At 68.6% G+C, this 21,054-nt stretch carries 19 protein-coding genes; all 19 read right to left on the bottom strand.

Annotated elements, in window-relative coordinates; all coding sequences use genetic code 11:
* Positions 1 to 327: 327 nt before the first annotated feature.
* The 19 genes from tyrS to infC all read right to left on the bottom strand — a co-directional run bounded on the left by tyrS (position 328) and on the right by infC (position 20,846).
* Positions 328 to 1,605, bottom strand: a complete 1,278-nt coding sequence (gene tyrS, locus HF886_RS16405) for a tyrosine--tRNA ligase (RefSeq protein WP_169652884.1) — start codon at positions 1,603 to 1,605, stop codon at positions 328 to 330.
* 7 nt (positions 1,606 to 1,612) lie between these two features.
* A complete protein-coding gene (locus tag HF886_RS16410) occupies positions 1,613 to 2,239 on the bottom strand; it encodes a DNA-3-methyladenine glycosylase (RefSeq protein WP_169622997.1) in 627 nt (208 codons plus the stop codon).
* A 14-nt stretch (positions 2,240 to 2,253) separates the two neighbouring features.
* Complete coding sequence (locus tag HF886_RS16415) at positions 2,254 to 2,475, bottom strand: Trm112 family protein (RefSeq protein WP_169622996.1); 222 nt, start codon at positions 2,473 to 2,475, stop codon at positions 2,254 to 2,256.
* 41 nt (positions 2,476 to 2,516) lie between these two features.
* A complete protein-coding gene (locus tag HF886_RS16420; RefSeq protein WP_169652885.1) occupies positions 2,517 to 5,504 on the bottom strand; it encodes an alpha/beta fold hydrolase in 2,988 nt (995 codons plus the stop codon).
* A 178-nt stretch (positions 5,505 to 5,682) separates the two neighbouring features.
* Positions 5,683 to 7,104: an argininosuccinate lyase gene (gene argH, locus HF886_RS16425; RefSeq protein WP_169622994.1), complete on the bottom strand. Its 1,422-nt coding sequence runs from the start codon at positions 7,102 to 7,104 to the stop codon at positions 5,683 to 5,685.
* A 2-nt stretch (positions 7,105 to 7,106) separates the two neighbouring features.
* Positions 7,107 to 8,306, bottom strand: coding sequence for an argininosuccinate synthase (locus HF886_RS16430; protein ID WP_169622993.1), 1,200 nt, complete (start codon positions 8,304 to 8,306; stop codon positions 7,107 to 7,109).
* Positions 8,307 to 8,355: 49 nt separating this feature from the next.
* Complete coding sequence (locus tag HF886_RS16435) at positions 8,356 to 8,868, bottom strand: arginine repressor (protein WP_169622992.1); 513 nt, start codon at positions 8,866 to 8,868, stop codon at positions 8,356 to 8,358.
* Positions 8,869 to 8,870: 2 nt separating this feature from the next.
* Positions 8,871 to 9,800, bottom strand: a complete 930-nt coding sequence (gene argF / locus HF886_RS16440) for an ornithine carbamoyltransferase (protein WP_169622991.1) — start codon at positions 9,798 to 9,800, stop codon at positions 8,871 to 8,873.
* Between the two features lie 6 nt (positions 9,801 to 9,806).
* Positions 9,807 to 10,994, bottom strand: a complete 1,188-nt coding sequence (locus tag HF886_RS16445) for an acetylornithine transaminase (RefSeq protein ID WP_169652886.1) — start codon at positions 10,992 to 10,994, stop codon at positions 9,807 to 9,809.
* Positions 10,991 to 11,935 (bottom strand): acetylglutamate kinase, encoded by a 945-nt coding sequence (gene argB, locus HF886_RS16450; RefSeq protein ID WP_169623003.1) that lies wholly within the window; start codon positions 11,933 to 11,935, stop codon positions 10,991 to 10,993. The genes HF886_RS16445 and argB overlap by 4 nt, the downstream gene beginning before the upstream one ends.
* A 23-nt stretch (positions 11,936 to 11,958) precedes the next feature.
* The gene (gene argJ, locus HF886_RS16455) at positions 11,959 to 13,191 is read right to left on the bottom strand and encodes a bifunctional glutamate N-acetyltransferase/amino-acid acetyltransferase ArgJ (RefSeq protein WP_169652954.1); all 1,233 of its coding nucleotides are present in this window, start codon (positions 13,189 to 13,191) and stop codon (positions 11,959 to 11,961) included.
* Positions 13,192 to 13,226: 35 nt separating this feature from the next.
* Positions 13,227 to 14,300, bottom strand: a complete 1,074-nt coding sequence (argC, locus tag HF886_RS16460; RefSeq protein ID WP_169652887.1) for an N-acetyl-gamma-glutamyl-phosphate reductase — start codon at positions 14,298 to 14,300, stop codon at positions 13,227 to 13,229.
* A 64-nt stretch (positions 14,301 to 14,364) separates the two neighbouring features.
* Positions 14,365 to 14,781 (bottom strand): hypothetical protein, encoded by a 417-nt coding sequence (locus HF886_RS16465; protein ID WP_169622988.1) that lies wholly within the window; start codon positions 14,779 to 14,781, stop codon positions 14,365 to 14,367.
* Positions 14,782 to 14,857: 76 nt separating this feature from the next.
* Positions 14,858 to 17,344: a phenylalanine--tRNA ligase subunit beta gene (gene pheT / locus HF886_RS16470; protein WP_169652888.1), complete on the bottom strand. Its 2,487-nt coding sequence runs from the start codon at positions 17,342 to 17,344 to the stop codon at positions 14,858 to 14,860.
* Between the two features lie 49 nt (positions 17,345 to 17,393).
* On the bottom strand, positions 17,394 to 18,464 hold the full coding sequence (gene pheS, locus HF886_RS16475) for a phenylalanine--tRNA ligase subunit alpha (protein ID WP_169622986.1): 1,071 nt from the start codon (positions 18,462 to 18,464) through the stop codon (positions 17,394 to 17,396).
* A 93-nt stretch (positions 18,465 to 18,557) separates the two neighbouring features.
* Entirely contained in the window at positions 18,558 to 19,388 is an 831-nt protein-coding gene (locus tag HF886_RS16480) for an RNA methyltransferase (protein ID WP_169622985.1), read from the bottom strand.
* Positions 19,389 to 19,426: 38 nt separating this feature from the next.
* On the bottom strand, positions 19,427 to 19,807 hold the full coding sequence (rplT, locus tag HF886_RS16485) for a 50S ribosomal protein L20 (protein ID WP_169652889.1): 381 nt from the start codon (positions 19,805 to 19,807) through the stop codon (positions 19,427 to 19,429).
* A 72-nt stretch (positions 19,808 to 19,879) separates the two neighbouring features.
* Complete coding sequence (gene rpmI, locus HF886_RS16490; RefSeq protein WP_072698932.1) at positions 19,880 to 20,074, bottom strand: 50S ribosomal protein L35; 195 nt, start codon at positions 20,072 to 20,074, stop codon at positions 19,880 to 19,882.
* A 70-nt stretch (positions 20,075 to 20,144) separates the two neighbouring features.
* Positions 20,145 to 20,846: a translation initiation factor IF-3 gene (infC, locus tag HF886_RS16495; RefSeq protein ID WP_206037422.1), complete on the bottom strand. Its 702-nt coding sequence runs from the start codon at positions 20,844 to 20,846 to the stop codon at positions 20,145 to 20,147.
* Between the last annotated feature and the right edge of the window lie 208 nt (positions 20,847 to 21,054).

Raw genomic sequence — 21,054 nt, forward strand, 5'->3', positions numbered from 1 at the left:
GGATGATCGCACCAAATAATTGGCACTGACATTCATCGGCACACTGTTGAGTTCTCAAAGAACACGCACACACCATCGCGTTCCAGACTGTGTCTGACCCGCTCCGGGGCAACCGTTCCAATCTATCACCTTCGACCGGCGGCCCGCAACTCGTGCGTTCCTCGATCTTCGGCTGTTCTGAGTGACGTTCAGGACACCACTGAACTCCGAACCTCTCGGTCCGGGGCGGGTGTCCCTGTCGCTCGAACGAGGACTAAGTTACGCCCACGCTTCCGGGCCGTCAAATCGCCTGGTCAACGGCCCGGAAGCGAGTCAGAACCTCCGCGGTCAGCTGCGGTGCACGCGAACGCCGGCGAAATTACGCTTCCCCCGGCGGATCACCAGCCAGTGCCCGTGCAGGAGCTCTGCGTCGGACGGTGTCCACTCCTCCGACGAGACGCGGACGTTGTTGACCGACGCGCCGCCCTCCTTGACCGTGCGGCGCGCAGCGCCCTTGCTCTCGCACAGACCGGTCGAGACGAGCAGGTCGACGATGGTGTCGGGCTCCCCCGGACGCAGGTCCATCACCGAGGCCTCCGTGAGCGCCGCCGCAAGGGTGGGCTCGTCGAGGTCCGCGAGTTCCCCGCGCCCGAAGAGAGCGCGACTCGCCAATTCCACGGCTGCGGTGTTCGCAGCGCCGTGGACGAGCGTGGTCATCTCCGCCGCGAGCCGCTTCTGGGCCTCGCGTGCATGGGGACGCTCGGCCGTCGCGGTTTCGAGTTCGGCCAGTTCCTCGCGGTCGAGGAACGTGAACCACCGCAGGTACTTGACGACATCGGCGTCCGCGGCATTCACGAAGTGCTGGTACCAGGCGTACGGACTGGTCATCTCCGGGTCGAGCCACAGGCTTCCCCCGCCCGTGGACTTCCCGAACTTCTTGCCGTCCGAGGAGGTCACCAGCGGGACCGTCAGCGCGTGGACCGATGCTCCGTCGGTCCGTCGGTTCAGTTCGACGCCGGCGATGATGTTGCCCCACTGATCCGAGCCACCGACCTGGAGCGCGCACCCGTAGTCGCGGCGAAGCTGCACATAGTCGTTCGCCTGCAGCAGCATGTAGCTGAATTCGGTGTACGAGATGCCGTCGCCTTCGAGCCGCCGCTTGACGGTGTCGCGTGCCAGCATCACGTTCACCGAGAAGTGCTTGCCGATGTCGCGCAGGAAGTCGACCGCCGTCAGGCGCCCCGTCCAGTCCAGGTTGTTCGCGACGACGGCACCGGTCGGCGAATCGTCGAAGTCCACGAAGCGTTCGAGTTGTCCCCGGATCCGATCCGCCCAGTCGGCGACGGTATCGGCGGAGTTCATCGTGCGCTCCCCCACGTCCCGAGGATCGCCGATCAAGCCGGTCGCTCCGCCGGCGAGGACGATCGGACGGTGGCCCGCGCGCTGGAATCGTTTCAGTGCGAGAAGCGGCACGAGGTGACCGGCGTGCAGGCTCGGTCCGGTCGGATCGAAGCCGGCATACAGGGTGATCGGACCTGCGTCGAGATCGCGTCGGAGTGCATCGAGATCGGTCGATTGGGCAATGAGCCCGCGCCAGGTCAGTTCGTCGAGAATGTGCTCAGTCACCGCTCGATCATCCCATTCGTGTTCGGAGTGCGGGCGCCCGTGGGCTCCGTCGATACGCCGAGACCCCCGGAGAGCCCGGAATCCACAGACGCCACGGCCGGTCTGCGGCGACGCTGATCCCGACGCGCGGGCCGGAGGCCACGTCGACGTCGTCCCGTCGCTCGGGCAGTTCGAGGCGAACCCGCGACCGCGGAGAGAATACGTCGAGACCGTTGTCGGAGATATCCAATCCCAGTGCCGCGGCGAGGTTTCCGGGTCCGCGTGCAAGCTTGTCGGACGGCATCCCCGGGGTCCGTCGCCGGCTCGCGCACTGTTCGCCGTCCACGATCTCGCCGCCGCGCAGCAACACGGCGGCGGCCACGCCGTCGGGTCCGACCGAGATGTTGGCGCACAGATGCAGGCCGTAGCTGCGGTAGACGTACAGATGGCCGGCGGGTCCGAACATCACGGCGTTGCGCGCGCTCGGCCCCCGATACGAATGAGCGGAGGGGTCGGGCCACGGACCGTCCTCCGGTCCGCCGTACGCCTCGACCTCGGTGAGCCGAATGGCGACATCGCCTACCCGGACCACAGCACCGAGCAGCGCACGAGCCGCCTCGACAGGATCGAGGGATTCGAGGTACTGCGCGCTCATCGCGGCGGGGTCGGTCAGTCTCGGGTCCAGCCGGGAACGCCCCGCGTGACGTAATCCTCGTGTTCTGCGTCACCGACGGCCACGGCCTCGTCGATCAGGAGCACCGGGATGCCGTTCTCGATCGGGTAGGCGCGGCGCAGCCGAGGGTTGTAGAGAACCGTGTCGTCGACGAGAAGCAGCGGCCCCTTGTCCTCGGGGCAGGCAAGAATGTTCAACAGCGTGGGATCGACGGCCACGGGGGTCCTTCCGACTTCGTACACAACGGAACGGGTTCAGCCTACCGGGCGGCGGGCGTGGCTCCCGCCGTGCCCGTTGCCCATTTCGTGGCGACCGCCTTGGTGAACCGCTTGTAGGTGCCGGTGTCCCGGTCCGCGTACCACGAGCGAACGGTCGGGGTCGGCAAGCCGTGTTCGCGCAGCTTGTCGGCGGCGGGACGGTAGGACGGCCCGATCGGGATGGACGGGACGATGTGCACCAGATCGGGGCGCTCCGCTTCGGGAACGACGTCGAGAGCGGCCGTGATCTCCGCTGCCGTCGGGGCCTTCTTACCGCGCAACGTACACGCGGCCACCGCGATATCGCTGTCCCCCAGAGTGATTCCGTACGAGACCGCCAGATCGATACGCGGAATCATCCCGAGCATGTCGATCACCGGCTGCGAGTACACCGGTCCGTGCGCGGTGACGACCACCCCGCGTTTGTTGTCGAGAAGCCAGTAGTCACCGTCCGCGTCACGGCGGAACAGGTTTTCGGTGGCGATCCACACGTCACCCGGTTCGAACACACCGCGCATGACGTCGCCGAGCGCTTCGTTGGACGCACCAGGTTTGCCGAGGAGAAGTCCGACCTCGCCGTCGGCGCACGAGCGTACGAAGCCGCGGTCGTCTTCGATGAGCCGTCCGGTGAGCGGGTCGTAGGCCGCGAGACCGACCGCAGCGCTGCCGGGGAGCGGGCGTCCCTTGGATCCCACTTTCGAACCCGACACGTTGGCGAGGATCACGTCGCCTTCGGTGGACGCGTAGAACTCGACCACCCGCGCGGGAGCAAAACGTTCGAGGGTGCGCCACCACAGCCCGGGCGGCATGCCGGAGCCGATGAACAACCGGATGGGGTGACTGGCGTCGATGTGCAGGGAAGGGCTGTCGAGCACCTCTCGCATCATCGACCACGTGTACGTGACCACCGTGACGCCGTAGCGATGGACTTCCTCCCCGAACTTCGCCGGGTCCAGTCCGTTCGACAAGGCGATCCGCGCTCCACCCGCCAATGCACCGCCGAAGCTCACGAGCAGGCCCGACGAGTGATGCAGCGGTGCCAGGCAATACATCGTGTCGCGGCGGCCGAGCGACGCAGCGGTCGCCGTACCGAACGCCGACAGCGCCCAGCGATAGTTGGTGACCCGCTTGGTTTCGAGCGTCGGACCACTCCCCACGAAGAGCACGAACGCCAATTCGCGGGCGAGGCCCGGATCCGGGACGTACCAGCCCGGCAGGTGCACCCCGGAGATGTCGGTCCGCTCGAGATCGACGACGTCGGCGCCGGGCTCGACGTCGAGGTCGCGGACGTCGCCTCCACCCAGCACGAGAACCGGCAGGCCCGTGCCGATAGCGAGGTCGAGGTTTTCCGGGTCGGAGACGAGTTTTTCCACACCGCCGAGTCGGGCGGCGGCGGCCGCGTCCGGTCCGGGGGGGATCAGGACCGATACCGCGCCGAGACGGGAGACGGCGGCCACCGCCGCCATGGCGCTGGGCCGGACGTTCATGAGCACACCGACACGCATCGCCGGCCGGACGCCGTTGTCGACCAGACCGAGAACGATGTTGTCGATACGGCGGTTGACCGCTTCGTAGGTGTAGACCCGGTCCTCGAAGATGAAGCACTCGCGCTGAGGCCCTCTCCTCCCCTGTTCGGCGAGGAGGCTGCCGACGGAGACACGGGTGCGGGGCTGGATCTGTCCCAGGCGGGCGAGACGCGGAAGTGCTCGCGCGGCTTCGCCCGACAGGTCGCGGGCACCGCGCACCGCGCCGGTCGCGACCTCGGCGATCCCCTTCCCGATATCGGCGCCGACATCGGCGAGCGTGGCGACCGTGTGCGCCACCCGGCTACTGATGGAGACGCCGGTCGCGCCCTCGTCGCTCGGCTCCGGCGCGGTCATGGGACTGACCCCGACGGGCCGGTCCCCGATCCCTTCCCTCCACTGCACCCATTCGCTCGTCGCAGGCCACGTCTGTTGCGCTGCAACGGATCCGACGACGAGACCGAAATGGCCCGCGCGGAGCGAATATTCGTAGACCTCGGCGCGCGGCGACGCTCTGCGAATTCCGCGTACTGCGAGAGGCTGGCCGATGTCGTCGACTTCTCCGAGGAACGCAAGGATGGGGCAGGTGATCTCCGCGAGCGTCACGGGCTTGTCGTTGATCACGAAGCCCCCGCTGACCATGCGGTTGTGCGCGACGAACTGGCGCAGCAGGTCGGCAACCGCGGGTCCGGACCACGCGACCCAGCCCTCGGTGTCGAGGAACCTGCGCTGGGGCTCCCGCGGAAGGAGAGCTTCGCGGTCGTGGAGCTGCCGGAGGAAGTCGATACGCGACCGCACCGTCTTGACCGGGTCGAGGAACTGGAATCCGGTACGAGCCATCCAGCCTGTGATCGCGAGACGGTTGAAGACGTGATCGGCCAGGAAATCGGCCGAGAGTGTCGCCACAGGGCCGGGGATGCCGAAGGGCAGTGCGGCGAGGGTATCGACGGGACTGCCGAAGGTGATGAGGCTGGCGATGTTGCGGCTGCGGCGATAGGCGGCAGCCTGGTAGCAGAACATGCCGCCCTGCGAGTAACCCCCGAGGTGGACGTCGCGTCCGGTGTACGCGTGAATCCGGTCGACGATTTCGTCGAGAGCGAGGATGTGGTCGGTGAGGGTGCGGTCCCACCCGCCTTCCTCTTGGTCGGGCGAGCCGAAGTCCACCACCCAGGGATCGAGTCCCGCGGCGTGCAGGACACCGACCGCACCGCTGTCGCGGGTGACGTCGTAAACGTCCGCGGACATCATCATCGGCGGCACCAACACCACGGGTGGACCGGACGCGGCGGTGTCCGAGTCGGGGAAATAGCGCCGGAGACGGTACATCCCGCACCGTTCGACGACCTGATACGGAGACGACGAGGTGCCCGGTTCGAGCCCCCCGAAGCGGATGACTTCGAGACCGTTCTGCGCCGTCGCGATGAGCCGACGCATCGGTCCGGTCACCGCTCTACCGTCCAGTCCCACGATCGCTTCCCTCCACGATGCCCATGACCCCGGTACATGACGGGTGTACGCGTAAGCCTGCCATATCCGTGATCCGGTCCCGGGCAATTCGGACGCCGCCCGGTCCCGGGCTATTCGGATGCCGCCCGGGACCGGAAGAGGAACAGACGCAGCGCGGCGCCCGCCTACGCGAGGGGCGTCAGGCCCGCACCCAGGCCCGCAGCGCCGCCGCGGTCTCGCGCACCCTGCCGAGTTGCTCGGCAACGCGGACTCCCGCGGTGCCGCCGCGAGCGTTCCGCGACGCGATGGAGCCCTCGACCGTGAGAACTTCACGCACCTGAGGGGTGAGCGCGGGATCGACTGCCGCTAGTTCGGCGTCGGTGAGGTCTTCGAGCCCCACCCCGCGCGTCTCCGCTGCCCGGACGCAGGCGCCGGCAGCTTCGTGGGCCACGCGGAACGGGACGCCCTGGCGCACCATCCACTCGGCGATGTCGGTCGCCAAGGTGAATCCGGCGGGCGCGAGTTCGGCCATCCGTTCGGTGTGGAACGTCAGCGTCGACACGAGCCCGGTGATCGCCGGAAGCAGAAGCTCGAGCTGGGCGACCGAATCGAAGACCGGTTCCTTGTCTTCCTGGAGGTCCCGGTTGTAGGCCAGCGGCTGTGCCTTGAGCGTCGCGAGCAGGCCCGTGAGGTTTCCGATGAGCCTGCCCGCCTTGCCGCGGGTGAGTTCGGAGACGTCGGGATTCTTCTTCTGCGGCATGATCGACGATCCGGTGGACCATGCGTCGGCGAGGGTGATGTACCCGAACTCCGGTGTGCTCCAGAGGATCACCTCCTCCGCCATCCGCGAGAGGTCGACCGCGATCTGAGCGAAGACGAACGCTGCTTCTGCGGCGAAGTCGCGCGCACTGGTCGCGTCGATGGAATTGTCGGCGGCAGCGTCGAATCCCAGATCGGCGGCGATTGCCTCGGGGTCGAGCCCGAGGGACGAGCCCGCGAGCGCGCCCGACCCGTACGGCGAGACAGCCGTGCGCCGGTCGAAGTCACGCAGACGATCGACATCACGCAGCAAGGGATGCGCGTGCGCGAGCAGATGGTGCGCGAGCAACACCGGCTGCGCCGCCTGCAGGTGGGTCTTGCCCGGCATCACGGCGTCGGGGTGCGCGGCGGCCTGGCCTGCGATGGCCTCGACGACATCGAGCACACCGTCGCCGATACGCCGCGCGCTGTCGCGCAACCACATGCGGAACAGCGTCGCGACCTGATCGTTGCGGGAGCGCCCGGCGCGCAGACGTCCGCCCACCTCGGGGCCGACCCGCTCGATGAGACCGCGCTCGAGTGCGCCGTGCACGTCCTCGTCGGAATCCGACGGGACGAACGCGCCCGATGCGACATCGGCGGCGAGGCCCTCGAGCCCGTCGAGCATGGTCGCGAGGTCGTTGTCACTCAGTAGCCCGGCCCGATGCAGGATCTTGGCGTGCGCCTGGGATGCCCGCACGTCGTAGGGCGCAAGCACCCAGTCGAAGTGGGTCGACTTGCTCAATGCCGCCATGGCGGCGGCCGGTCCGGATTCGAACCGGCCGCCCCACAGCGCACCTTCGTTGGTGCCGTGGGTGGCCATGACTACAGGCCCAGATCGCGCTTCGCGGCGACCTTCGACGACAGGCCGTGGATCTGGACGAAGCCCTTGGCGTTGGACTGGTCGAAGCTGTCGCCCTCGTCGTAGGTGGCGAGGTTGAAGTCGTACAGCGATTCGGGGCTGCGGCGTCCGTTGACGGTGATGTGCCCGCCGTGCATGGCCATCCGGATGTCGCCGGTGACGCGTTCCTGCGTGTTCTGGATGAACGCGTCGAGCGCGTACTTGAGCGGGGAGTACCAGAGGCCGTCGTAGACCAGCTCGCTCCACCGCTCTTCGACACGGCGCTTGTAGCGGCCGAGCTCACGCTCGAGGGTGACGTGCTCGAGTTCCTGGTGCGCGGTGATCAGCGCGATCGCGCCGGGCGCCTCGTAGATCTCGCGGCTCTTGATGCCGACGAGGCGGTCCTCGACCATGTCGAGCCGGCCGACACCCTGTGCGCCGGCGCGCTTGTTGAGTTCCTGGATCGCCTCGAGCACGGAGACGGGCTTGCCGTCGATCGCGACGGGACGACCCGCTTCGAAGGAGACGATGAGCTCGTCGGGGGCCTGCCAGTTGAGGGTGGGGTCCTCGGTGTAGTCGTAGACGTCCTTGGTGGGGGCGTTCCACAGGTCCTCGAGGAAGCCGGTCTCGACGGCGCGTCCCCACACGTTCTGGTCGATGGAGAACGGGGACTTCTTGGTGACGTTGATCGGCAGGTTGTGCTCGGCGGCGAAGGCGATGGCCTTCTCGCGGGTCCAGGCGTAGTCGCGCACGGGTGCGATGACCTGCAGGTCGGGAGCGAGGGCACCGAAGCCGACCTCGAAGCGCACCTGGTCGTTGCCCTTGCCGGTGCAGCCGTGCGAGACGATGGTGCCGCCGTACTCCCGGGCCGCCTTCACGATGTGCTTCACGATCAGCGGACGGCTGATCGCGGAGACCAGCGGGTAGCGGTCCATGTAGAGCGCGTTCGCCTGCACGGTGGGCAGGCAGTACTCGTCGGCGAACTCGTCCTTGGCGTCGACGACGACGGACTCGACGGCGCCGCAGTCGAGCGCACGCTGACGCACCACTTCCATGTCCTCGCCGCCCTGACCGAGATCTATGGCGACGGCGACGACCTCCTTGCCGGTCTCCTTGCCGATCCAGCTGATGGCAACGGAGGTGTCCAGCCCGCCCGAGTAGGCGAGTACGACGCGATCGGCCATTGTCTTGTGCTCCTTCTTTTCTTTCGTGTACGTCTCTCGACGTGATGGTTCAGGCCAGTGATTCGAACAGGGCGGCCAGTTGGGCCCCTGTCATCGGTTCCCGGGCGATCACCGCAATGGTGTCGTCCCCGGCGATCGTGCCGACCACCTCCGGTAATGATGCCCGATCGAGTGCGCTGGCCAGATAGTGCGCTGCCCCCGGTGGCGTCCGGAGGACCGCGATGTTGCCGCTGGCGTCGGTGGAGACGAGCAGTTCACCGAGTAGCCGGGATAGTCGATCCGTGCCGCCGGACACTCCGCGGACGGGGCTGCCGTCCTCGGGCACGATGTACACGCCCGCTCCCCCGTCTGCGCCGCGCAGCTTGACGGCACCGAGTTCTTCGAGGTCACGGGAGAGGGTGGCGGTGGAGACCTCGATGCCTTCGGCCGCGAGGAGTGCCGCGAGTTCGGTGTGGCTGCGCACCGCGCGGGTTGCCAGGAGCGCGGTGATACGCGCCTGCCGCGCGGCCCGAGTCGGGGCGGCGCTGCCGGCCCGTTCGACGGCTCCCTCCGCGGTGTTCACGTTCAGCTCCTGCGCTGCTCGAGCAGCCACACGAGCAGGGCCTTCTGTGCGTGGAGCCGGTTCTCGGCCTCGTCCCAGACGACGGAGCGGGGTCCGTCGATGACCTCTTCCGTGATCTCCTTTCCGCGGTAGGCGGGCAGGCAGTGCAGCACGATCGACGCGGGATCGGACAGTGCCAGCAGCGTGTCGTCGAGCTGGTACGGCCGGAAGGGGGCCTCGCGGTCCTTGCCGTCGACTTCCTGCCCCATCGACACCCAGGTGTCGGTGACGAGGACGTCGGCGCCGGTCGCCGCTGCATGGGGATCGTCGGTGACGGTGACGCTGCCGCCGGTCTCCTCTGCCCGCGCGCGGGCTGCGGCGACCACTTCCGGGTCGGGAGTGAAGCCCGTCGGGGACGCGATGGTGACGTGGAGGCCGGCGGTGACGCCTCCCAGCATCAGCGAGTTCGCCATGTTGTTCGCGCCGTCACCGAAGTAGGTGAGTTTCAGCCCGTGGGTGCGGCCCTTGTGTTCGCGGATGGTCTGGAGGTCGGCGAGCACCTGACACGGGTGGAAGGTGTCGGTCAGCGCGTTGACCACGGGCACGGTGGAGTGCGCCGCGAGGGTCTCGATGCGGTCCTGCCCGAAGGTGCGCCACACGACCGCTTCGGCGAACCGGGAGAAGACGCGCGCGGTGTCCTCGAGCGTTTCGCCTTTGCCGATCTGCGTGGACCCGGCGTCCACGACGATCGCGTGACCGCCGAGCTGGGCGATGCCCGCGTCGAACGAGAACCGGGTGCGGGTGGAGGGCTTGTCGAACAACACCGCCACGCTGTAGGGGCCCTCGAGCGGACGCCGCGACAGCGGGGCTTTCTTGAGTTCCGCTGCCAGATCGAGGATTTCGTTCTGTTCGGCGGGAGTCAGGTCGTCGTCACGCAGAAGATGTCTCAGCACGGTGCTTCAGTTCCCTTCCCGGTCTGCGTTGTCGAGGATGGCGGGTAGCGCCGCGACGAAGCTTTCGGCCTGGCGCTCGGTGAGGATGAGCGGCGGCGCGAGCCGGATGACGTCGGGCGCCGGGGCGTTGACGAGGAACCCGGCCTCGCGCGCGGCGGCTTCGACCGCTGCGGACTTCGTGTCGGTGAGGACCATGCCGAGAAGGAGGCCGGAGCCCCGCACGTGCGAGACGAGGGGGTGCCCGAGGGACTCGATGCCGGTGCTCAGTGTCTTGCCGACGGCGTTGACGTGGTCGAGCAGGTTCTGCTCGTCGATGGTGCGGAGGACGGCGAGGGCCGCGGCGGCGCACACCGGGTTCCCACCGAACGTGGTTCCGTGCTTGCCGGGCTGGAAGAGGTCCGCGGCCGGCCCGGTCGCGAGGACCGCACCGATGGGCAGACCGCCGCCGAGACCCTTGGCGAGGGTCATCACGTCGGGCACGACTCCGGCTGCCTGGTGGGCGAAGAAGGTGCCGGTGCGGGCGATGCCGGTCTGGACTTCGTCGAGCACGAGCAGCGCGCCGCGCTCACGGGTGATGCGGCGGGCTTCCGCGAGGTAGCCCTCCGGCGGCACGACGACCCCGGGCTCCCCCATGATGGGTTCGAGGAACACGGCGGCGGTGTTCTCGTCCACCGCGGCGTCGAGCGCGGCGATGTCGCCGTAGGGAACGAACTCGACGCCGGGGGGCATCGGCTCGAACGGTGCCCGTTTGTCGGGCTGACCGGTCAGCGCGAGGGCACCCATGGTGCGGCCGTGGAACGCCTTCTCACAGGCGATGATCTTCGGCCGGCCGGTGAGGCGGGCGATCTTGAACGCCGCTTCGTTGGCTTCGGTGCCGGAGTTGCAGAAGAAGGCTCGCCCGGGGTGTCCGAAGTGCCCGAGGAGTTGTTCGGCGAGTTCCACTACCGGTGCGGAGGCATAGAGGTTGGACACGTGGCCGAGCTGCCCGAGCTGAGCTGTGACGGCCTCGAGGATCGCGGGATGCCGGTGGCCGAGGCTGTTGACCGCGATGCCCCCGAGCAGATCCAGGTATTGCATGCCGTCGGCGTCGGTGACGACCGCGCCGTCGCCGGCGACGAGCGCCAGCTTGGGGACGCCGTAATTGTTCATGAGCGAGCCTGCCCAGCGTTGCTGCAGCTCGGACGTGCCGGTCATGCGTTTCCTTCCGTGACGGGGAGCACCGTCGGGCTGTGCGTGCCGGTGCCCCGGGCAGGGGTGACCATGGTGCCGATGCCTTCCTCGGTGAACAGTTCGAGCAGCACCGAATGCGCCTGGCGACCGTCGATCACGTGAGCGGTCGGTACCCCGCCCTGGACGGCGCGCAGGCACGCCTCCATCTTGGGGACCATGCCGGAGTCGAGGGAAGGCAGCAGTTCGGCGAGCGTGTCCACGTCGATGGACGAGGTCAGCGACGAGCGGTCGGGCCAGTTCGTGTAGAGCCCCTCCACGTCGGTGAGTACCACCAGTTTCTCGGCGCCGAGGGCCTCGGCGAGCGCGGCCGCGGCCGTGTCGGCGTTGATGTTGTGGACGACGCCGTCGATGTCGGGCGCAACGGTCGACACCACGGGGATGCGACCGGCGGCGATCAGGTCGAGGACGGCGGCGGGGTCGACGGTGGTGACGTCACCGACGAGCCCGATGTCGGTGTCCGTGCCCTCCACGACGACGGTGCGACGGGTTGCGGTGAACAGCCGCGCGTCTTCGCCCGAGATCCCCACGGCGTAGGGGCCGTGGGCGTTGATGAGGCCGACGAGTTCGCGGCCGACCTGGCCGAAGAGCACCATCCGCACGATGTCCATCACCTCGGGGGTGGTGACGCGGAATCCGCCGCGGAATTCGCCTTCCAGCCCGAGACGCCGCAGCATGGCGTTGATCTGGGGTCCGCCACCGTGCACCACGACGGGGTGGATGCCGACGGTGCGCAGGAACGCCATGTCGGCCGCGAACGCCGTTTTGAGGTCGTCGTCGATCATGGCGTTGCCGCCGTACTTCACCACGACGATCTTGTCGCGGAACTTCTGCAGCCACGGCAACGCTTCGGCGAGGACGAATGCTTTCTGCTGTGCGGACACGTTCGCGATGAGGTCTGCGGCCATGTCGGCTCCGGTCACGTGCGCGGTCACGACGAGTAAGCCGAGTTCTCTTCGACGTACGCGTGCGACAGGTCGGTGGTGCGGATCGACACCTCGGCGTCGCCGAGCCCGAGATCGATGTCGAGCGCGATATCGATACCGGTCAGGTCCACCTCGCGGGCACCGGGGGCGCCGACGCCGCCGATGCACACGGGCTGCCCGTTGAACGTGACGGTGATCGTGTTCGGGTCGAGTTCGATCGGGGCGATCCCGATGGCGGCGAGCACCCGTCCCCAGTTGGGGTCGGAGCCGAACAGCGCGGTTTTCACGAGGCTGTCGCGGGCGACGGTCCGGGCGCCGATGAGCGCGTCGTCTTCGCTCGCGGCACCGCGCACGGTGACGGTGACGCGTTTGGTGACACCTTCCGCGTCGGCCATCATCTGGTCGGCGAGACTGTCGCAGACGGCGAGGACCGCGGCGTCGAGTTCGTCCTGTGTGGGGCTGACCCCGCTGGCGCCGGAGGCGAGCAGCAAGACGGTGTCGTTGGTTGAGGTGGCACCGTCGATGTCGAGTCGGTCGAACGTCTTCCGGCTGGCGTGGCGCAGCGCCGCGTCGAGTTGTTCCGGGGTGGCGACGGCATCGGTCGTGAGCACGCAGAGCATGGTGGCGAGCGCCGGGGCGAGCATGCCCGCGCCTTTGGCCATGCCGCCGACGTTCCAGTTCGCCGCGTGGTGGAGCGCCGCCTGCTTAGGGACGGTGTCGGTCGTCATGATCGCGTGGGCGGCGTCGGTGCCGCCGGAGATTCCTCCGGCGAGTTCGTGGACGATCTCCTGCACGCCGGTGAGGACCTTGTCCATGGGCAGCCGGTCGCCGATGAGCCCGGTCGAGCACACGGCGATCTCACCCGCGCCGGTCTCGGTGCCCCAGTTGCTCAGTGCGTCGGCCAGCGTTTCGGCCGTGGTGTGGGTGTCCTGGAATCCGCCGGGTCCGGTGCATGCGTTGGCACCGCCGGAATTGAGGATCACCGCGCGCAATGCGCCGGTGGTGAGGACCTGCTGGGACCACAGGACGGGAGCGGCTTTGACCTTGTTGGTGGTGAAGACGCCTGCCGCGGCGAGCTCGGGTCCCTCGTTGAGGACGAGGGCGAGATCGGCGTTGCCGTTGGCTTTGATCCCGGCCCGGATGCCGGCGGCGCGGAACCCTGCCGGGGCGGTCACGCCCTGGGTGCGGATGAGCCGTCCTCCGGCGATCTCCTCGGCGTGTGCGTACGCGGCGTCCACGCTGTCCTCCGTGGTGGTGCTGTCGGTCAGATCGGTCACGGCGCCACTCCTACGGTGGACAGGCCGGCGGCCTCGGGCAGCCCGAGCGCCAGGTTCATGGACTGGACCGCAGCTCCGGCGGTGCCCTTGGTCAGGTTGTCGAGCGCGGCGATCACGATCAGCAGGCCCGCGTCGGGGTCGACGGTGACGGCGAGCTGAACGGCGTTGGACCCGATCACCGAGCCGGTGGCGGGCAGCACCCCTTCCGGTAGCAGGTGCACGAATGTTTCGTCCCCGTAGGCCTTTTCGTAGACGGCGCGCGCTTCCTCGGCGGTAGCCGTGGTCGGCGCCGTGCAGGTGGCGAGGATGCCCCGGGGCATGGGTGCGAGAACGGGGGTGAACGAGACGGAGACGTCGGTGCCGGCGAGCACTGAGAGATTCTGCTTGATCTCGGGGGTGTGGCGGTGGGCGCCGCCGATGCCGTAGGCCCGCACCGATCCCATCACTTCGGAGCCGAGCAGGTCGACTCTCGGCGACTTGCCCGCGCCGGAGGCACCGGACACCGCGACGACCTGCACGGACGGTTCCACGATGCCGGCTGCGACCGCCGGAGCGAGAGCGAGCGACGCGGAGGTGGGATAGCAGCCGGGTACGGCGATGCGGGTCGCGCCGATGAGCTTGTCGCGCGCGCCGGGCAGTTCCGGCATGCCGTACGGCCAGGTGCCCGCGTGGTCGGTGCCGTACCAGCGCGTCCAGTCGTCGGAGGAGGTCAGCCGGAAGTCGGCGCCGCAGTCGATGACGACGGTGGTCTCGGGCAGTTGCTCGGCGATGACCGCGGAGTGGCCGTGCGGCAGGCCGAGGAAGACGACGTCGTGCCCGGCGAGGCTGTCGAGGTCGGTGGGTGCGAGAACCCGGTCGGCGAGCGGCAGCAGATGCGAATGGAATTCGCGGAGGGTGGCTCCGGCGTTGCTCCCGGCGGTGAGTGCACCGATGACGAGTGATCCGTCCTGGTACGCGGGATGGCCGAGAAGGAGGCGCAGGATCTCGCCGCCCGCGTAACCGCTCGCTCCCGCGACGGCCACCCGGAGCGGCGCCTGCGGCGTCGCCGTGAATACCGGTGAATTACCCATACGATTGATTATGCACGATGATGCAAACTATTTCATCCAGCTCTGGGTCACACCCAGTTCCGGGTCATTCCGAACGCAACGACCGCCGGATCTCCGCGAGCTTGTCGGCCGCGGCTGCCTGCCGCGCCTCGTACTCGTCGTCGAGGGTGCGCCCGGACACGCTTTCCCTCGCCAGTTCCTCTGCGCCGATCGCTGTCGCCGAACGGTGCTCGATCTTCTCTCGCACCGAGTCCAGCGTGGGCACGCCGTCGCGGGTGTACCCGGTGATCTCCTCGATCGTCGGCGCCCGCGTCCCCGAACCGACGGGGCCGGGATCGGTGGCCGGTTCGGGCTCGGCGGGCGGCACGTCCGGGATGTCCGGCGACGGCGGCACGTCGGGCACCGTGGGAGTCGCGGGTTCGGCCGGTGTGACGTCGGGCGCAGGCTCGTCCGGCGTCTCGGGCTCCGGTGTCCGGCCGTGGTTCCGTTCGTCGCTACTCATACATCCAGGTTACGTCGGACGGACCGAGAGCGGGGGCGCCGAGCCGTGACCCGGCGCGCCCCCGCCGAGGACAACGTCAGCGACGCATCTCGGCACCCACGGAGGCAGCAGCCGCAGCGACCGCAGCGTCACGGGCAGCGCTCGCCTCGTCCTCGGTGAGCGTGCGATCGGGCGCCCGGAAACGCAACGCGAACGCGAGCGACTTGCGGTTCTCACCCACCTGCGCGCCTTCGAACACGTCGAACAGCCTGATGTCTTCGAGCAGTTCGCCGCCACCCGCGCGCAACGCGGACTCGACCGACGCCGCCGGCACCTCCGCGTCGACCACCACCGCGACATCCTGCAGCACCGCCGGGAACGGCGAGACCACCGGAGCGGGCAGCGACTCGGAGATCGGGAGGGCGTCGAGATCGAGCTCGAAAGCACACGTGCGCGCCGGAAGGCCCGCCCGTTCGACGACGGCCGGATGCAACTCACCGGCGTGGCCGACGACCACCCCGTCGACGAGCAACTCGGCGCAACGACCAGGATGCCACGGAAGATACTGCGCCGCACGCCGTTCCAGCTGCACACCCGCGGCCCTGGCAATGGTCTCCGCGGCCGCGAAGGCGTCGGACGCCTCTGCGGCACGTCCGGATCCCCACGGTCCCGCGGGCTCGCGCATTCCCGCGAGCGCACCGCCGACGTGCACGGGCTGCGCCGGGAGCGACTGCTCGAGGGTCGCGATCTCGTCGTCGCTGGGACGCCGGTCGACCGGCAGCGGCGCGACCGCCACCGTGTCGGGACCCGGCTGCACCACCTGGGCGATGGAGAACAGCGCCAGGTCGCGCTGACCGCGCGAGACATTGCGCGCGAGCACCTCGAGGAGGCCGGGCAGCAAGGTGGTGGCCAGTTCCGGGCGGTCGGATTCGAGCGGGTTGAGCACCTTGGTGGTGACGCGGCGCGGATCGTCGGCGTCGAGTCCCCAGGTGTCGAACACGCCGGTGGGCAGGAACACCGGGGCGAGTACCTCGACGTAACCGTCGTATGCCAGCGCCTTGCCGACGGCGCGGCGACGCTTCTGGCTCGGCGTCAGTCCCCGTCCTGCGGGAGCGGCCGGGAGCACCGACGGGATCTGTTCGAGTCCCTCGAGGCGAAGCACTTCCTCGACGAGATCTGCGGGCTGACGCAGGTCGGGGCGCCACGACGGCGGCGTCACCACGAGCTGACCGTGCCCGTCCTCGCCGACACCGACCTCCACGGCACACCCGATCTGGGTCAGGCGACGGGCGGCGGTGCCGTTGGGGTAGGTGACCCCGGCGATGCGGTCCGGAAGGTCGATGTCCATCCGGATCGACACGGGTTCGGTCGGAACGACGATGTCGGTGAGGGTGGGCTCGACGGTGCCGCCGGCGATCTCGACGAGCAGCGCTGCCGCGCGATCGAGTGCGGCGCGGGCGACGGCGGGGTCGACGGTGCGCTCGAAACGCTTCCCGGCTTCACTGCTGAGCTTGTGACGCCGGTTGCCGCGGAACACGGCGAGCGGATCCCAGGTCGCCGCTTCGAGCAGGATGTCGGTGGTCGCGTCCCCGACTTCGGTGGTGGCGCCGCCCATGATGCCGGCGAGGGAGATGACGCCGGAATCGTCGCAGATCACGACGTCCTCGGGATCGAGGTCGCGCTCGACACCGTCGAGGGTGGTCAGCTTCTCCCCCGCCCGAGCCCGGCGCACGACGATATCGCCCTGCAGGGTGGCCGCGTCGAACGCGTGCAGCGGCTGGCCGAGTTCGAGCATCACATAGTTCGTGACATCGACGGCCGGGGAGATCGGGCGCACACCGGCGGTGTGCAGGCGCCGTTGCAGCCACCACGGGGACACTGCGTTCGGGTCGATGCCCGTTACCCGGCGTGCCGCGAACCGGGTGGCGTCGGTCTCCGGCTCGAGCCGGATCGGGTAGGCCTCGCCACCGTCGGCGGGCAGCGGGGTGACCTGAGCGGGGTCGACGAATTCGAGGTCGAAGCCGCAGGCGAGTTCGCGGGCCAGTCCGCGCGCGGAGAAGCAGTAACCGCGGTCCGGAGTGATGTTCAGTTCGACGACCGTGTCGCCGAGCCCGAGCAATTCGTTCGCATCCGCGCCCGGCTCGGCACTTCCCGGTTCGAGCACCAGAATGCCCGAGTGGTCGGTGCCGATACCCAGTTCGCTCACCGAGCAGATCATCCCGTCGGAGACCTGCCCGTAGGTCTTGCGGCTCGCGATGGCGAACCCGCCGGGAAGCACCGCGCCGGGGAGTGCGGCGACCACGAGGTCACCTTCGGCGAAGTTGCGGGCACCGCACACGATGCCGCGGGGCTCGTCTTCGCCCACCTCGACCTTGCAGAACCGGATGGGCTTCTTGAACCCCTCGAGTTCGGTGATCTCGGCGACCCGTCCGACGACCAGGTTGTCGATGCGTTCGAGGGTTTCGATGTCCTCGACCTCGAGCCCGACCCGGACGAATCCCGCGTCGAGTTCCTCGGGCGTGACGTTCCACTCCGGGGTGGCACGCTGCAGGATCTCGGTCAGCCAGGACTGCGCTATTCGCACTTGGGTTCAGCTTTCTCGTTCGTTCGGGGACGGATGGAGGTGGCGGGCGTCAGCCCTGCACACCGAAGGGCAGGGTGAAGCGCACGTCGCCTTCGACGATGTCGCGCATGTCGGGGATGCCGTTGCGGAACTGCAGCGTGCGCTCGAGACCCATGCCGAATGCGAATCCGGTGTACACGTCGGGGTCGATGCCCGAGGCCCGCAGCACATTCGGGTTCACCATGCCGCAGCCGCCCCACTCGACCCAGCCCGCGCCGCCCTTCTTGTTCGGGAACCAGACGTCCACCTCGGCGGACGGCTCGGTGAACGGGAAGTAGTTCGGACGCATCCGCGTCCGGGTCTCCGGTCCGAACAGGGCACGCGCGAACGCATCGAGCGTGCCGCGCAGGTGGCCCATGGTCAGACCCTTGTCCACCGCGAGACCCTCCACCTGGGAGAACACCGGGGTGTGCGTGGCGTCGAGTTCGTCGGTACGGAACGTGCGGCCCGGGCACACCACGTAGATCGGGATGTCGCGGTGCAGCATCGTGCGCACCTGCACCGGGGAGGTGTGGGTGCGCAGCACCTGACGCGACCCTTCCGGTGCGATGTGGAAGGTGTCCTGCATCGTGCGGGCCGGGTGGTCGGGCAGGAAGTTGAGGGCGTCGAAGTTGAAATGTTCGGTTTCGACCTCGGGCCCTTCGGCGATTTCCCATCCCATCGCGACGAACACGTCGGCGACCTGGTCGGAAATGATGCTGATCGGGTGCCGGGCACCGAGCGGGCGGCGAGTCGCCGGCAGCGTCACGTCGACGGCCTCGGCGACGAGGACTGCCGCGTCACGCTCGGCCTGCAGTTCCTCCTTGCGGGCGTCGAATGCGGCCTGCGCGGCGGTGCGGTGGGCGTTGACCCGCTTGCCCGCGTCGGCGCGCTCCTTGCCCGGCAGCGAGCCGAGCGCACGCTTGGCGAGGGAGATGGGCGCCTTGTCGCCGAGATGGTCGACCTTCGCTCGCGCGAGCGCGTCGAGGTCGGCGGCGGCCGCGAACGCCTCGATCGCAGCCTTCTCGGCCGCAGCGAGGGCCTCCTCGGTCAAGGCGCTCGGATCGACTGCCGGCGGGGTGCCGCCTTCATTCTTGGCCACGACCGGTGCAACTCCTTCTTCGGGCGAACGATGGTTCGAAATGTTCTCGCGGGCGCCGCCGCGACCGGATGGTCGACGGCGCACCGACAAATCCTATGTGATGGGTCCGGAGGCCCGAGTCTGCACCGGGGGCCGGTGCTGCACCCGGGAGCTGGCGTACAGGCAGATCGACGCTGCGGTAGCGAGGTTGAGAGACTCGGCACGACCCCGGATCGGGATACGGACCCGATGGTCTGCCCGCGCGGCGACCTCCGGATCGAGACCGTGGGCCTCGTTACCGAACAGCCACGCCGTGGGACGGGCCAGCAGTTCGTCGGCGTCGTCGAGTTCGACCTCGCCGTCGGCGGCCGTCGCGAGGATCTGCACGCCTGCGCCGGAGAGGGCGTCGAGAACACGCAGGGTGTCCCGCTCCCGCGCAACCGGCAGGTGGAAGATGCTGCCTGCCGACGCACGCACACACTTCCCGTTGTGCGGGTCCACCGAGTCGCCGGCGAGGATCACCGCGTCGGCGCCGACAGCGTCCGCGACACGGATCAGGGTGCCGGCGTTGCCGGGCTCCGCCATCGCGACGGGCACCGCCACGAGCCGGGGGCGCGGCGACAGTGCCGCCTCGAGAGGGACGTCGAGGGTGTCGCAGACGGCCACCAGTCCCGGCGGGGTCACTGTGTCCGACAGACGGGCGGCGGCTTTCTCGGTCACGGTGGCGACGCGCACCCCCGCGCGGTGCGCGGCGTCGACGCAGTCGCGGTAGCGTTCGGCCGCGGCTTCGGTGACGAACAGGTCGTGCACGTGACCGGCCGCGAGCGCTTCGGTGACGGAGTTCTCACCCTCGGCGAGAAACCGCCCGTTTTTGCGTCGTTCCGCGGCCCGCAAGAGTTTCACAGCAGAAACGACCCGCGGGGTGCGCTCGGTGAGCGGATCCACGGGCCGTTCCTGTGTTGTGTCGTCGTTCAGCGTCGTGCTCAGGCAGCCGGAGCGTTGACGTCGGCCGGCAGCGCAGCCTTGGCGAGCGCGACCAGGCCGGTGAATGCCTCGGCGTCGGAGACGGCGAGCTCGGCGAGGATCTTGCGGTCGACCTCGACACCCGCGGCCTTGAGGCCCTGGATGAAGCGGTTGTAGGTGATGTCGTTGGCGCGAGCCGCCGCGTTGATACGGCTGATCCACAGCTTGCGGAAATCACCCTTGCGGGCGCGACGGTCGCGGTAGGCGTAGGTCAGCGAGTGAAGCTGCTGCTCCTTGGCCTTGCGGTACAGACGCGAGCGCTGCCCGCGGTAGCCCTTCGAGGCCTCGAGAATCGAACGGCGCTTCTTCTGGGCGTTGACGGCCCTCTTCACGCGTGCCACTGGTTAAGTCCTGTCAAAGTTCGGGGGACGACATTGTTTCGTCCCCGGAGAGCGGGAAACGGTCGGGGAAGCTCAGAGGCCGAGCAGGCGCTTGACCCGCGGGGTGTCCGCGGGCGCGACCACTGCCACGCCGTCGAGACGGCGAGTGACGGTCGAAGGCTTGTGCTCGAGAAGGTGGCGGCGCCCGGCCTTCTGGCGCAGGATCTTCCCGCTGCCGGACACCTTGAATCGCTTCGCGGTGCCGCTGTGGGTCTTCGACTTGGGCATGGAGTCCTCAGTTCTTGTCGGTGTGTACATCGGTGCTCGCACGCAGCACCGGGTGTGCTGGTTCGAGCGGCTAGCTGCTTGGGGCGTCGCCCTGCTGCGGCGCCGGCGGCGGGGTCGCAGGGGCAGATGCCTGCGTTGCCTGCGCGGTGCTCGAGGGCTGCGCGGTGTTGACCGGTGCAGCATGGGCGGCTTCCTGCGCCTTCGCGCGGGTCTTCGCGCCCTTGTGCGGGGCCAGCACCATGGTCATGTTGCGACCGTCCTGCTTCGCGGAGGTTTCGATGAAGCCGAGTTCGGCGACATCCGCACCCAGACGCTGCAGCAACCGGTACCCGAGTTCGGGACGCGACTGCTCACGGCCACGGAACATGATGGTGACCTTGACCTTGGACCCGGCCTCGAGGAAGCGAACGACGTTGCGCTTCTTGGTCTCGTAGTCGTGATCGTCGATCTTGGGCCGGAGCTTCTGCTCCTTGATCACGGTCATCTGCTGGTTCTTGCGCGATTCGCGCGCCTTCTGCGCGTTCTCGTACTTGAACTTGCCGTAATCCATGATCTTGCAGACCGGCGGCCGAGCGTCGGGCGCCACCTCGACGAGGTCGAGGTCGGCTTCGATAGCCAGGCGGAGTGCATCTTCAACACGCACGATGCCGACCTGTTCCCCGCCAGGTCCGACGAGACGGACCTCGGGAACTCGGATGCGTTCGTTGATGCGGGTCTCAGCGCTGATGTGGCCTCCTAGGTAGAACGGTGGGTCGGTGTGACCGCACCGCAGCAGGTGGCCCGAGTTCCTCGACGAAAAGACCCCGCTGTGGTGCCGAGGCTCCACGCGGGGTCCGATACCGACCGGTCGACGAACGGCAGTTGCACTGCACATACGCCCCAGCATCCCGGAGGATGCGGCATCCGCGGTGCGAGCACCGGGAAGACCGGACCACTGAACTGCATCTATGTGCCGCCAGAGGTGGGAGTCGGACTCCACT

This window comes from Rhodococcus sp. 105337, from assembly GCF_012844225.1.
Classification (GTDB): Bacteria; Actinomycetota; Actinomycetes; order Mycobacteriales; family Mycobacteriaceae; genus Rhodococcus.